Consider the following 12,586-nt stretch of genomic DNA (forward strand, 5'->3'; position numbering starts at 1 on the left):
GCCGAAATGGGCGGTCACGATGCCGAAACGGCCGGTCACGATGAGCCGAAATCAGCGGTCGGTCACGATGACCGAAATGACCGGTCACGATGCCGAAATCGGCGGTCACGTTGGGCCGAAATACGCAGCCAAGCCTCCGACCGGCGCAACGCGGAAGACCTGGGTGGCCCACTGGAACGGGCTTGAACTGGCGTTGGAGAAGCATCTTCCCATCGTCGGCGTGCTGAAGGACGTTCACTCAAGCCGGTGCGCGCTGTCTTGCATCTTCGACTGCGGGAACCCGCGCATGCAGCGTGACGGGAGCGCCATGTGGGTACAGCTCAAGCCGCGCGGCACTGTCGGTTGCGACGTGCGCCCCATCGACATTCGACAAGTTCTTGCAGGCGGAGTGGAACCTGAGCCTCTGGCGCAGGTGATGCAGGACTTTGAAGCCTCGGTGCTCGCCGCGATGCAGAGCACCTCGGAACAGCGTAGGGCGCGCCTTGCCGATGCACCGAGGCTGCCCCGTCGTATTGAGACAACAACGACCGTTTTCGACCGGAACCCGGATGTTGTTGTCGAGGTGCTCCTCCGAGCCGCCGGGACCTGTGAAGGATGTGCGAAGGCGGCGCCGTTTCTCCGTCGGTCCAATGGCTCGCCTTACTTGGAAGTGCATCACCGTACGCCGCTCGCGCTCGGCGGCGAGGACACGGTCGACAACGCCATCGCTCTGTGCCCGAATTGCCATCGGGCTGCGCACTTCGGGTGAGGACATGGGAGATTTGCGCGGGAAAGTTCCCAAAATCTCCCCATACAAGGACAACGGGCTACGTGCTTTCACGCGTACCCCGTTGTTTTGCCCGAGTTGCCATCGTTCTGCGCACTTCGGGTGAGGATGTGGGGATTTGCGCGGGAGAGTTCCCAAAATCTCCCCACGCAAGTCGCGCACAAGGAAAAACGGGTTAGCCCCTTGCGGTGCTAACCCGTTGATTTCTCTTCTTATTTTTGGTGCGGCTGGCAGGATTCGAACCCACGACCCCTTGGTTCGTAGCCAAGTACTCTATCCAACTGAGCTACAGCCGCTGAATTTCTACGGTATGGAAAACGGGTTAGCCCTGTGCGGCGCTAACCCGTTGATTCTCTTCTTGTTATTGGTGCGGCTGGCAGGATTCGAACCCACGACCCCTTGGTTCGTAGCCAAGTACTCTATCCAACTGAGCTACAGCCGCTGAAGCCTCACAGTATAACCAGATTTTTTGGCCATCAGCAAGAGATGGCGGTTTTTTGAAAACAACTAGTTCAGGCCGCCGGCCGTGGCGGCCTGCCTCAGGGCAGCCGGGCCGCGGCCTCGAAGCAGCGGGCGCGACGGGCGTCGTCGCCTTCCTGCTCGGCCAGCGCGGCGAGCGCCAGCCAGCTGCGGCGACGTGCAGCGCTGGGCATGGACACATCCTCGGCAACGGCATCCAGCATCAACCTCGCCTTGCCCCACAGCTGGCGCTCGGCCAGCGCATGGCCCAATGCGTAGGCCAGCGCGCGTTCACGCGGGAAGCGCGACTGCGCGGACTCCAGCCGCTGCAACCAGTCCGGGCCGCAACCGGCCAGCACCGGCACCAGCGCCAGCGCGATTTCCGTGCGGTCATCGCTCTGCAGATCGCCCAGGTCGTCGAAGAACGGGCGCAACCAGCCACGACCGTCGTCGGGTGCGCCGAGCTGGCCGGCGCACTGCGCGGCGCGGGCGGCAACCAGCGGGTCACGGCGGTCGCTCGGGTCCAGCTGTTGCCAGGCCGTGCGCAGCTGGTCGACGTCGCGCGCGCCGTCCAGCGCCTCGAAGGCCAGCGAGCGCAGCAGGCCTTGCGCGGCGACCTTGGAAAAAGCCTGGTGCTTGGCGAGCAGGCGGGCGGTGCGCAGCGCATCCAGCGGCTGGCGAGCCAGGCGCGAGGCCTGCAGGCGCAGGCGCAGGGCCTGCGTGCGGCGGGCAACACCGGGCGGCAACTCGCCCAGCACGGCCAGCGCGCGCGGCGCATCGCGGTCGTCCAGCGCCCACTCAGCGGCCAGCAGGCGGGCGCCATCCTCGTGCGCGCGGGCACCGCCAGCGCGGCGGGTCAGTTCGAGAGCGCGGTTCAGCTGCTCGTCGCGATGGCGACGGTCCTGCAGGCGGTGCGCGCTGGCGGCGGCCAGCAGGTGGGCCAAGGCCATGAACGAGTGGTCGGCCGCCAGCTCGGGCGTGGCGGACTGGATGTTCAGCGCCTTCTGCGCGGCCTTCTGGGCACGGCTGAAGCGGGCACCGAAGAGCTCGACCAGCGCCTCGCGCAAGGCGAGCTGGGCACTGCGTTCGCGCTGGGCCAGCCGCCATTCACGGGCGCGCTTGGGCAGCGTCGTCAACGCCTCGACGGCCTGGATGGCCGTGACGAGGGCGAAGCAGCCCGCGACCAGCAGAACCAGGAACAGGTTGAGCGAGACGTCGACCCGCCAGCCATTCCAGTAGAAGCTGGCGAGGCCGTCGTTGGAACCCAGCGTCAGCGCCGCGACGACGGCCGCGACGAAGAGCAGGACCAGCCAGATGACGAGGCGCATGGTCGGCCTCCCCTCAGCGGCCGGCCGCGGCGGCGGTCAGCGCGGCCAGCGTGTCGTCGGGCCGCGGCACGGTGACCTGGCGGGACTGGCCGGCCACCTGGCGCAGCAGCTCGGCCACGCTGCTCACTTTGCGCGAGCGCGTGTCGAAGTAGCGGCTGAGCATTTCCTGGCTGTCGCGCAGGTCGCTCTGCGCCGTGTCGAACTGGCGACTCAGCAGCGCCAGGCGGGCGTTGAGCAGTCGCAGCTTGAGGTTCTCGCGCAGGAAAAAGCTCTGATCCGGAGAGACCAGCGCCGCCTCGGGATGGGCGATGCGGGTCACGCGCAGCAGCGTCTTGGCCTCGCCCCAGGCGATGCCCGTCCAGCTGGACAGCTGCTGGGAGGCCTGCCACCACCATAGCGACAGCTTGCCTTCCGCCGCCGCGGCGGCCTGTTCGCGCTGCAGTTGCAGCACACGTTCGCGTTCCTTGGCGGCGGCGTCGGCACGGCGTTCCTCGCGCGGGCTCATGGCGGCCTCGCCACCGGAGACCAGCGGGAGCTCGTCGGCCATGCGGACGACCTCGTCCAGCTTGATGGTCAGCGTGGACACATCGACGACGGCCACGGCCTTGACGCGATCCAGGTCGCGCGCGACGGCGCGGCGCACGCCTTCCAGGCGCGGCTGCTTGTAGCGTGCCAGGCGCTCGTCGGCCTGCTTCAGCGTGGCCACCAGCGGCTCGGCGCTGCCGGTGATCTGCGTCTGCTGCAAGGCCACTCGGATGGCGGACTCGATGTCGCCGACGACGTTCTCGTCGCGCGAACGGGACATGGACTGGATCAACTCCTCCAGCTGGCCGCGCTGCAGTGCGACCTCGGCCAGGCGGGCGTCCAGCAGCGACACCTTGGCAGCCGTGTCACGCACCAGCTCGGCGGACTGCTTGGCGGCCAGGTGGGCCTCGGTAGCCTGGGCCTGGCTGGCCTCCTGGCGGCGCACCAGCTCCTGCTCCAGCGACTGCTGGCGCGACAGGCTCTGCCACGCCAGCGCAACGCACAGCAGCACGGCGGCGCCCATCAGCGCCAACAGCCAGGGCAGCCAGGCCGGCAACGGAAGGGTGGGCGGAGGCGGCGGGGCCGCGGGCTCGGCCGCGGGAACAGCGGAAATCGGCTCGATCACAGTGCGCCAGATTCTGTCAGAGGGCTTTCAGGGCCTGCGTCACCGCTTCGGGGGCCGGTCGCGCCAAAACCACAGGCGCGAAACCGGCGGCGCGAGCAGCGTCCGCAATGCGAGGGTGGGTGGCGATGGCGCGCTGGCCGGCCAGGGGCTGGCCCAGCAGGTGGCCGACGGCCTCGGCGCTGCTGAACAGCCAGACATGCGCCTGCGGGCGGGCCAGCACGGTGGCGAGCAGCGCCTGCTCGGCAGCATCGAAACTCGGCGCGGCGCGGTGGTAGACGGTGACGGCCTCCACGCTGGCACCGGCCTCCTGCAGGCGCTCGGCCAGCCACTCGCGACCGCCGTCGCCACGCAACAGCAGCACACGGGCGCCAGCCCAGTCGCGGCGCGGCGACAGCTGCGCCCAGAGGTGCTCGGAGTCCAGGCTGGCCGCATCGGCGGCCGGCTGGACGATGTTGGCGACCGGCACACCGTGCTCGGCCAGCGCCTGCGCGCTGCCGGGGCCCACGCAGGCGGCCAGCGTCTGCTCGGGCCAGGCGGCGCCATTGGCACGGGCGAAGAAATGCTCGACGGCGTTGGGGCTGACGAAGACGGCCAGGTCCACGGCCGCCAGCGCGGCCCAGGCGGCCTGCACCGGTCCGGCGTCGCGAGCGGGCAGGATCTCGATCAACGGCAGCGCCTGCGCCGTGACGCCGAGCGCGGCCAGCTTCGCCAGCCAGGGCCCGCACTGCGGTCGAGGCCGAGTGACGATCAACGTCGGGCTCGTCATCCGGGCAGGTAGGAGCCAGCGCCCAGTTCACGCAGGCGTTCGGCGGCCTGCCGGCCCAGCACACGCGCCGCGGCGACATCGCCGACATCGGCCGCGACGCTGGAACGCAGCAGAGGCGACGTGTGCGCCTCGGCATGGCCCAGCGCGGCATCCAGGCACAGCGTGCCGCCCTGCCAGCGCGCGTGCGCGGCCAGCGGCAGGCTGCAGCTGCCGCCCAGCGCGCGGGACACGGCGCGCTCGGCTTCGCAGGCGAGCTGGGTCGGCGTGTGCGCCAGCTTGGCCAACGCGTCGGCCAGTGCCGGGTCGTCGGCACGGATCTCCAGGCCCAACGCGCCCTGCCCGGCGCAAGGCAGCATCTGGTCGACCTCGAACAACGCCCGCACGCGGTGGGCCAGGCCCAGGCGCTTGAGGCCGGCTGCCGCCAGCACGATGGCGTGGTAGCCACCTTCGTCCAGCTTGCGCAGCCGCGTGTCAAGGTTGCCGCGCAGCGGCTCGACGCGCAGGTCCGGCCGCAGGCTCAGCAGCTGCGTCACGCGGCGCAGGCTGGAGCTGCCGACGACGGCGCCCTGCGGCAGCTCGGCCAGCGAGGCGAAATCGTTGGACACGAAGGCGTCGCGCGGGTCCTCGCGCTCCAGCACGGCGGCGAGCGTGAAGCCGTCGGGCAGCTCCATCGGCACGTCCTTCAACGAGTGCACGGCCAACTGGGCACGGCCTTCGGCGAGCGCGGTTTCCAGCTCCTTCACGAACAGGCCCTTGCCGCCGACCTTGGACAGCGTGCGGTCGAGGATCTGGTCGCCACGGGTCGTCATGCCCAGCAGCGTGGCCGTCAGGCCCAGTTCGTTGGCGAGGCGGGCCTGCACATGCTCGGCCTGCCACAGCGCCAGGCGGCTCTCGCGCGTGGCGATGGTGATGGGGGTGGTCATGCGAAGGATTATCGAGGCGGGCCGCGGTAGGCCTGCGGCGGCTTGCCGACCAGGCGGCTGAAGTCGCGCGTGAGATGAGCCTGGTCGTAGTAGCCCAGGCGCTGCGCCAGCTCGGCCAGGTCCAGCGCGGCACCATGCGCGAGCTGGTCGGCGGCCTCGTGCAGGCGGTAGCGGCGGATGACCCACTTGGGGCTGACGCCCACGTAGTCGCTGAACCAGGCCTGCAGCGCACGCATCCCGAGGCCGGCACGCTCGGCCAGCTCATCGACGCGGGTCAGCGTGGGGTCGGCCTGGGCCTGGGCCAGCAACGCGTTGAGCCGGTCCACCTTGGGATCGGGCGGGCCCAGCAGCGGGCGAAGCCAGGCCTCGGCGGCGGCAATCATGCGCAGGTCGTCAGGCTGGCTCAGCACGGCCTGCTCGGACTCCACATCGTCCACCGGCAGCACGGCGGACAGCGGCAGGTGGACGTCGGTGACGGTGTGCAGCGGCCGGCCGAGCAGGCCGCGGAATGCGCCGGGCCGAAAGCGCAGGCCCAGGCAGCGGTTGGCGCCGCTCAGCCGATGCTCGTAGGCACCGCTGACGACGCCGAACACGGCGGTCAGCTCGCGGTCGAAGACGATGTTGACCACCGGGTAGGGCAAGGTGCGCTGCACGAAGTCAGGCTGGCCGCGCAGGTCCCATTCGACGACCCAGTGGTAGTCGAGGAACGGCACGAGGTCGGGCGCGGGCTCGTAGCGCTCCAGCCGCAGCATGCGGCGCGCCGTCGCGGGGTCGACGACGCCCTTGGCCGGGCTGGTGACGGCCTGTCGCGGGGCGGGGTCGGACATGCGTGTTTTTCCAAGACGTCGACAGGGGTCGCAGCCTACAACAGCGCCCTCATCCATTGCGGGGAACGCCCATGACCACGAACCGTTTCGTCACCCTCTTCCACGCGCCCAACAGCCGCTCAGCCGGCGTGCGCGTGCTCATCGAGGAACTGCAGGCCGATCATGAGCTGCAGGTGCTGGACCTGCGCGCCGGGCAGCAGCGCGAGGCGTCCTATCTCGCCGTCAACCCGATGGGCAAGGTGCCGGCGCTGCTGCACAACGGCGTGCTGGTCACCGAGCAGGCCGCTGTCTACCTCCACCTGGCCGAGCTCTACCCCGAGCGCGGCCTGGTGCCACCGGTGGGCGATCCGCTGCGCGGCGCCTTGCTGCGCTGGCTGGTGTTCTACGGCTCCTGCTTCGAGCCGGCGATGACGGACCGGGCGCTCAAGCGCGCGGACTGCGAACCGTCATGGTCGCCCTACGGCGACTTCGACCGCGTCGTGGGCCTCGTGCAACGGCAGCTGGAGGCCGGCGGCCCGTGGCTGCTGGGCGAACGGCTGACGGTGGCCGACTTCCTCTGGGGCCACGCGCTGGCGGACATGCTGGCCTTCGACATGATGCCGGCGACGCCAGCCGTGCAGGCCTACGCCGCGCGACTGCGGTCGCGCCCCGCGGCGCAGCGCGCGCTGGCGCTGGATGCCGAGCTGGCGGCTAGGCAGGCCGCTGGCTCTTGAAGAAGGCGTTGATCGTCAGCCGGCCCGGGTCGGCCAGATAGCTGGCCCGCTGAGACGCCCAGCGGATGTCGCCGGAATGGAAGATGCCGCCGTCGTAGAACACGGCGCGGTTCCACCTCGCGGGCAGCCGGCCGATGACCTCGAAGTAGCGGTTGCTCTCGGTCATGTAGCCGGGCGCGATGCCGTACTTGTCGCCGAAGGCGCTGGCGTCCAGCGTGCCGGCGTCGCGCAGGAACTGCTGCGTGTCGGCATCCGACATGCGCGAGCGGAAGAACACGGTGCCCCCCAGTTGCTCGTCCGGGAACAGGTAGTGCACGCAGGCCGCGACCATCTCGCCCCGCGCGACACCAGAGTCGTCCCGGTGGCAGATGCGCTGCAGCGGGCTCAGCGTGGCCTCCTCCTGCGTGACACGCGCGAGCCGGCCGAACATCCCCTGCGTCGGCCCCGCCCCGACGCGCGTGCGCATGTGCTGGTCGAAGTAGTGGCCCAGTGCGCCGGCGATGCTGTCGGGCAGCAGCAGTTGCGGCCCCGGGTAGGGATGGCCGGCCGGCTGCTGGAACCGGGCAGCCTCGGCGCCGGCCATCGCCACCAGGGCCTCCGGCTCCAGCGCGAAATCGTCGACGACATGGACCGACGAGCCGTCGGCCAACTGCACGGTGCTGATCGTGGCCGCCGGGTTGACGCGCAGCGCGACGGGCGGGGCTGCCGGCCTGGCCGTCGGGTCGATGCGGGGCGCGGGGCAGAACTGGTCGATGAACTGCTGGTGCTTGGGCAGCTTCATCATCGTGCGCGCCACCTCCTTGCGGATGCCGCCGAGGAAGTCGGACAGCGTGCGGTCGTCCATGTTGCGCGTGATCGGGTGATGGCTGGCAGGCTGGATGCCCTGCCCCATCATGACCTGCACCCACGAGTTCTCGGCGAACAGCTCGCCCTGGCGCAGCATGATGCGCGCCGTATCGCGGAAGTGCTGGATGCGGTGCTTGAGCAGCGGCGGCACGTCCATGTCGCGGCAGCCGCGCCAGAACGGCGTGTCGTCGCGGTTGGTGACGTGGTAGTGCAGGATGATGAAGTCGCGGATGACCTCGATCGCCTCGCGGGACTGCTGGTTGTATTCGTCGACGTCGCTCTGGCGGATGCCGTCGGTGGGGAAGAGCTCGACCAGCCGGGTCAGCCCCTTCTGGATGAGGTGGATGCTGGTGGACTCCAGCGGCTCGAGGAAGCCGCTGGACAGGCCGATGGCGACGCAGTTCTTCTTCCAGACCTGCTCGCGCTGCCCCGGCGTGAAGCGGATGACGCGCGGCTCGCGCAGCACCTCGCCCTCCACGTTGGCGAGCAGCGCGGCCTTGGCCTCGTCGTCGCTGACGTGCTTGCTGCTGTAGACGACGCCGTTGCCGACGCGGTGTTGCAGCGGGATGCGCCACTGCCAGCCCCAGGGGTGGGCGATGGAGCGGGTGTAGGGCACGGGCTCGCCGACGCGCGTGGTCTGCACGGCCAGCGCGCTGTCGCAGGGCAGCCAGTGCGACCAGCTCTCGAAGGGCACGCCCAGCGTCTCGCCCAGCAGCAGCGAGCGCATGCCGGTGCAGTCGATGAACAGGTCGCCCTCGACCAGCGCGCCGTCGGCCAGCTGCAGGCCGGTGATGTCGCCGCTGACGGCATCGGTGTGGACCTTGGCGATCTTGCCCTCGATGCGCTGCACGCCCAGCTGCTCGGAGAAGCGGCGCAGGTACTGGCCGTACAGCGTGGCGTCGAAGTGGTAGGCGTAGTTGATGCCGTTGTCGGGCAGCAGCGCGAAGCGGTTGTCCAGCCCGGCGCGCAGCTCCAGGCAGTAGTCGCCGTAATCGCTGGCCAGGCCGCGCCGGCGGCCTTCCAGCCAGAAATGGTGGAAGCCGGCCGTCCAGTGGCCCTGGCCGGTCTTGCCGAAGGAGTGGAAGTAGTGCTCGCCGACGTTGCGCCAGTTCTCGAAGCTGATGCCGAGCTTGAAGGTAGCCTGCGTGGCCTGGATGAATTCCTTCTCCTCCAGGTCCAGCATCTCGTGCATGAAATGCAGCGTCGGGATGGTCGCCTCGCCCACGCCCACGGTGCCGATTTCCTCGGACTCGACGAGCTGGATGTCGACCTGCTTGCCCATGCATTTCGACAGGCCGGCGGCGACCATCCAGCCAGCGGTGCCGCCACCGGCGATGACGACGCGTCGGACGGGTTTGCTCATGTCAGTGATCCATTCGATGTTTGTGACACATGAAAATTCGGGCCGAGCGACGGGCCGCTCCCGAGCCGGCCCATCTGGCGATGTGCTTGCCGGTCGATCCGGCAAGCATCGCCGTCCCCTCGGGGGACCGGCCAAGGTACACCTTGGACGAGGGGCGCCATGTCATCTATTGAGTCGGTTGCGCAGGGCTGCACGCAACTGGCGCGCGCTGCCGTCGTTCATCGGCGCGAGCACGCCGCGGGCCGCGGGCGGGATGTGGGCCGCCGTCTGGTCGTCGGCGTCGAAGATGTAGTGATCGAACAGCACGCGCCAGGCGTCGCGCTGGGCCGGTGGCAGGTCGCGCAGAGACAGCAGGGCCATCATCAGCGTGTTGAGCGGCGTGTCCATGAAGGCGGGCGACTGCCGCCACCAGAAGTTGACCAGCGCGTTGACGGACTCCAGCGCCTCGACACCATGCCACCACTGGCTGGGGATGAAGAGCGCGTCGCCGGGCAACAGCTCGAAGGTCTGCACGTGCTTGAGCGCCTCGGCGTAGCGCGGGAAGCGCTCGAGGTCAGGCCGCGCCTGGTCCACGAGGCTGATGGGCTGGCCGGCGGGCGTCAGGTCCAGCGGGCCGATGTAGAGGTTGGCGACCTGGTCCGGCGGGAAGAGCGTGAAGCGACGCCGGCCGGCGACGACGCAGGCGATGTTGTCCGGCAGGTCGAAATGCGCCGCCACCTGCATGCGGTTGCCCAGCCACAGGCTCACGTGCGGACGCAGGCCGGCCAGCGCGGGCAAGGCGTTCTCGTGACCCAGACCCGGGAAGGCGTTGTCGATCTCGGTGGAGCCGAGGTAGAGCGCATCCGGTGTGCCGGCCAGCAGTTCGTCCAGCAGCGCGCCGAAGGCGTGGGTCTCGTGGCGGAAGTTGAAGCCGGTGAAGTCGTCGTTGTAGAAAAAACGCCCGCCAATCTCCGGCCCGGCGCGCCACAGGCTCAGGCGGGTCTGCGGGCCGAAGCGGCGCAGGTAATCGCAGAAATCGGCATCCGAGCGCTCGGCCGCCTGCACCAGCGGCCAGTGCCGCACGAGACCGCGCAACAGCACGGGCTCGGTGGACTGCAACACCTCGGTCGGCAGGGCCTCGGCCGACAGGCCGCGATGCTCCAGCATGACGCTCAGGCGACGTTGCTGGCCAGATGGCGCTTGATCAGCTTCGTGAAGTTCGACAACGAAGCCATGGCCATGTAAATCGGCATCAGGTAGTCCGCCTGGTGCAACAGCCCGATGCTGGCAGCGTCCAGCGCAGCCAGGCGCTCCTCGTGGATGATGTAGTAGCCCACCAGTTGGCCATGCGTGCCGTCGGGCCGCTCGACGTCCAGCGTGAAGGGCTCCAGCAGGTCGTTGGTCATCAACGTCTGGATGAAATCGGTCGTGGCCTCGAGGCCTTCGTGAAGCGAGCGCAGCACGGCGTTGGCGTTCTCGGTGAAGTCGGTCGTGCCGCCCTGCGGCAGGAAGACGGCCTCGCCTTCGGCGCCGTGGCTGATGCGCCGGCTGTCCATGTCGACCATCATGCGCAGTTCGTCGTCGGCGATGCCGATGGAGAACGGCAGGCGCTGCACGGACAGGGGCACGTAGTCGGCATCCCAGCCCGCGTCGGTCAGGAACAGGTTGCTGCCTTCCTGCAGGCCGAACATCACGGCAGGCAGGAAACCGCCCTTGCCGTCCTGCTGGAAGACGATGGGGTAATGCGCCTGGAGCCTGCGGAACTCGTCTACCGTGGCGGGGGCCGACATGAAGTCGTCGCCCCACTTCGCGCCACGTTGGGTGATGACGCGCAGGTCCTTGTGCTGGATGTTGTTGAGCAGTTGCAGCATGGTGGGGTCAGGGTGTCACGCGGCCAGCGGCATGCCGTGCGCGTGGATGTGTTGGATGAGATCGCGGTGGCGTGGCAAACCGCCCAGCAGCCGCCGGGTCATTGTCGTCACGTCATTCATTCGGGAACGGGCAGCGGCCAGCCGGTCCGCGCGCAGCGGCCGTGGAGCGGGCTGGAACTGCATGCCATACAGCACGTACTGATAGCTGGCCGCGGGAAAGACTTCTTCCGCGCGGTAGAAGTCATTGCGCGACGGGGTGCGGTGCGCCCACAGCTGCAGCAGCTCGCGCAGCGAGTCGGGCTGGGTCGCGGCAGCGCGGTGATCGCGCCAGTAGTCGGCATCGTCGCGGCGGCTCAGCACATAGTGCAGTTTCAGGAACTCGATGATGCGCGACCAGCGGTAGGCAAAGGCCTCGTTGAATCGCCGCGCGACGAGATCCATGTCGGCGCGGGTGGCCGGCATCTCGTCGCGGATGAAGGCGGCCGACAACTCAACCAGCGCCAGCGCCGAGGCTTCCAGCGGCTCGATGAAGCCGGCCGACAGGCCCACGGCGACACAGTTGCGATGCCAGAAGCGCTCACGGTAGCCGGGGCTGAAGCGCAGCCGGCGCGGCGTGGCGCCCGCCAGCGACAGGCCGCTGTGGTCGAGGTAGGCGAGCAGAGCCCTTTCGGCAGCGTCGTCGCCGGTATGGCCGCTGGAATAGACCAGGCCGATGCCGCGCCGCGTGGGCAGGCCGATGTCCCAGGTCCAGCCTTCGGCATGAGCCGTGGAGACGGTGGCCGACGCCAGCGGCGCCTGCGCGCTCGCGTGCGGCACCTGCACGGCCAGCGCACTGTCGTTGAACAGCACGCCCTTCTCGGAACGCAGGCCGACGCCGTAGTGCTGGCCCAGCAGCAAACCGGCCAGGCCGGTGCAGTCGATGAAGAGGTCACCCTCGATGTCGCCGCGCTCACGCAACGCCAGCGCCGCGATGTCGCCGTTCTCGTGAGAGCGCACGGCCATGAAGTGGTCGACGATGTGGCGCACGCCGAGCTTCATCGTCGCGTGACGCTGCAGCAGCAGGCCCAGCTTGACGGCGTCGAAGTGGTAGCCGTAGTTCATGACGCCGCCGAAGTCGGGCGTCGTCGTCTGCTTGGGCGCGAGATGGGCATCGCACAGCTGCGGCTGCGCACCTACGCTGTCGGCAAAAGCCCGCGCGCGGTCCCCCTGGAGCCAGGCGCCGGTAAGGTCTTCTTCACCCCAGCCATGCGGCAGCGTGAAGGGGTGGTGGTAGCGATCATCCGCCCCGCCGTGCAACCAGCCGTCGAAGCGCGAGCCCTGCTTGAAGGCGGCGTCGCAGTCGCGGACGAGGTCAACCTCGCTGAGGCCGATGCGGTGCAGCGTCGCGCGCATCGTGGGCCAGGTACCCTCGCCCACGCCGATGGACGGCACATCGGGCGATTCGATGAGCGTGACCTGCAGCGCGTCGGGCGCTTCGCCTCCGAGTTCTGCGGCCAGCGTGGCGGCCGTCAGCCAACCGGCCGAGCCGCCGCCCAACACCACGATCCGCCGCACCGTCGTCGTCACATCGGAATTCATCACGGACAAGTATGGCC

The 12,586-nt window shown here is 69.3% G+C and carries 11 protein-coding genes and 2 tRNA genes; 2 read left to right on the plus strand and 11 right to left on the minus strand.

The features are described 5' to 3' along the window. Positions 1-748 (plus strand): HNH endonuclease (locus tag ACG04R_RS26660; RefSeq protein WP_394417205.1); only part of this gene is annotated, 748 nt, incomplete at its 5' end. A gap of 237 nt (positions 749-985) precedes the next feature. Here the strand turns inward: ACG04R_RS26660 and ACG04R_RS26665 are convergent. From ACG04R_RS26665 to ACG04R_RS26695, 7 genes are all read right to left on the minus strand, one after another. Continuing rightward, positions 986-1,062: transfer RNA gene (locus tag ACG04R_RS26665), tRNA-Arg, on the minus strand. Between the two features lie 69 nt (positions 1,063-1,131). Then, positions 1,132-1,208 (minus strand) — tRNA-Arg (locus ACG04R_RS26670). 97 nt (positions 1,209-1,305) lie between these two features. Then, complete coding sequence (locus tag ACG04R_RS26675; RefSeq protein ID WP_394417208.1) at positions 1,306-2,553, minus strand: heme biosynthesis HemY N-terminal domain-containing protein; 1,248 nt, start codon at positions 2,551-2,553, stop codon at positions 1,306-1,308. A 13-nt stretch (positions 2,554-2,566) separates the two neighbouring features. Beyond that, positions 2,567-3,634, minus strand: coding sequence for a uroporphyrinogen-III C-methyltransferase (locus tag ACG04R_RS26680; protein ID WP_394417210.1), 1,068 nt, complete (start codon positions 3,632-3,634; stop codon positions 2,567-2,569). An 85-nt stretch (positions 3,635-3,719) separates the two neighbouring features. Continuing rightward, positions 3,720-4,469: a uroporphyrinogen-III synthase gene (locus ACG04R_RS26685; RefSeq protein WP_394417213.1), complete on the minus strand. Its 750-nt coding sequence runs from the start codon at positions 4,467-4,469 to the stop codon at positions 3,720-3,722. Then, entirely contained in the window at positions 4,466-5,392 is a 927-nt protein-coding gene (hemC, locus tag ACG04R_RS26690) for a hydroxymethylbilane synthase (RefSeq protein WP_394417216.1), read from the minus strand. The genes ACG04R_RS26685 and hemC overlap by 4 nt, the downstream gene beginning before the upstream one ends. A gap of 8 nt (positions 5,393-5,400) precedes the next feature. After that, positions 5,401-6,219 carry a DUF6597 domain-containing transcriptional factor gene (locus tag ACG04R_RS26695; protein ID WP_394417219.1) on the minus strand — a complete coding sequence of 273 codons (819 nt, stop codon included), beginning with the start codon at positions 6,217-6,219 and terminating at the stop codon, positions 5,401-5,403. 71 nt (positions 6,220-6,290) lie between these two features. Between ACG04R_RS26695 and ACG04R_RS26700 the strand changes: the two genes are divergently transcribed. Next, positions 6,291-6,932 carry a glutathione S-transferase family protein gene (locus ACG04R_RS26700; RefSeq protein WP_394417221.1) on the plus strand — a complete coding sequence of 214 codons (642 nt, stop codon included), beginning with the start codon at positions 6,291-6,293 and terminating at the stop codon, positions 6,930-6,932. On the opposite strand, the gene ACG04R_RS26705 is transcribed toward ACG04R_RS26700, so the two are convergent. The 4 genes from ACG04R_RS26705 to ACG04R_RS26720 all read right to left on the minus strand — a co-directional run bounded on the left by ACG04R_RS26705 (position 6,910) and on the right by ACG04R_RS26720 (position 12,569). Then, entirely contained in the window at positions 6,910-9,141 is a 2,232-nt protein-coding gene (locus ACG04R_RS26705) for a DUF6445 family protein (RefSeq protein WP_394417224.1), read from the minus strand. The genes ACG04R_RS26700 and ACG04R_RS26705 overlap by 23 nt on opposite strands. Before the next feature lie 162 nt (positions 9,142-9,303). Further along, a complete protein-coding gene (locus ACG04R_RS26710; protein WP_394417228.1) occupies positions 9,304-10,287 on the minus strand; it encodes a cupin-like domain-containing protein in 984 nt (327 codons plus the stop codon). Between the two features lie 5 nt (positions 10,288-10,292). Next, positions 10,293-10,991, minus strand: coding sequence for a SapC family protein (locus tag ACG04R_RS26715; protein ID WP_394417231.1), 699 nt, complete (start codon positions 10,989-10,991; stop codon positions 10,293-10,295). A 15-nt stretch (positions 10,992-11,006) separates the two neighbouring features. Then, positions 11,007-12,569, minus strand: coding sequence for a tryptophan halogenase family protein (locus ACG04R_RS26720; protein ID WP_394417234.1), 1,563 nt, complete (start codon positions 12,567-12,569; stop codon positions 11,007-11,009). Positions 12,570-12,586: the final 17 nt, after the last annotated feature.

It is taken from the genome of Pelomonas candidula (assembly GCF_043555985.1).
GTDB lineage: Bacteria > Pseudomonadota > Gammaproteobacteria > Burkholderiales > Burkholderiaceae_C > Pelomonas > Pelomonas candidula.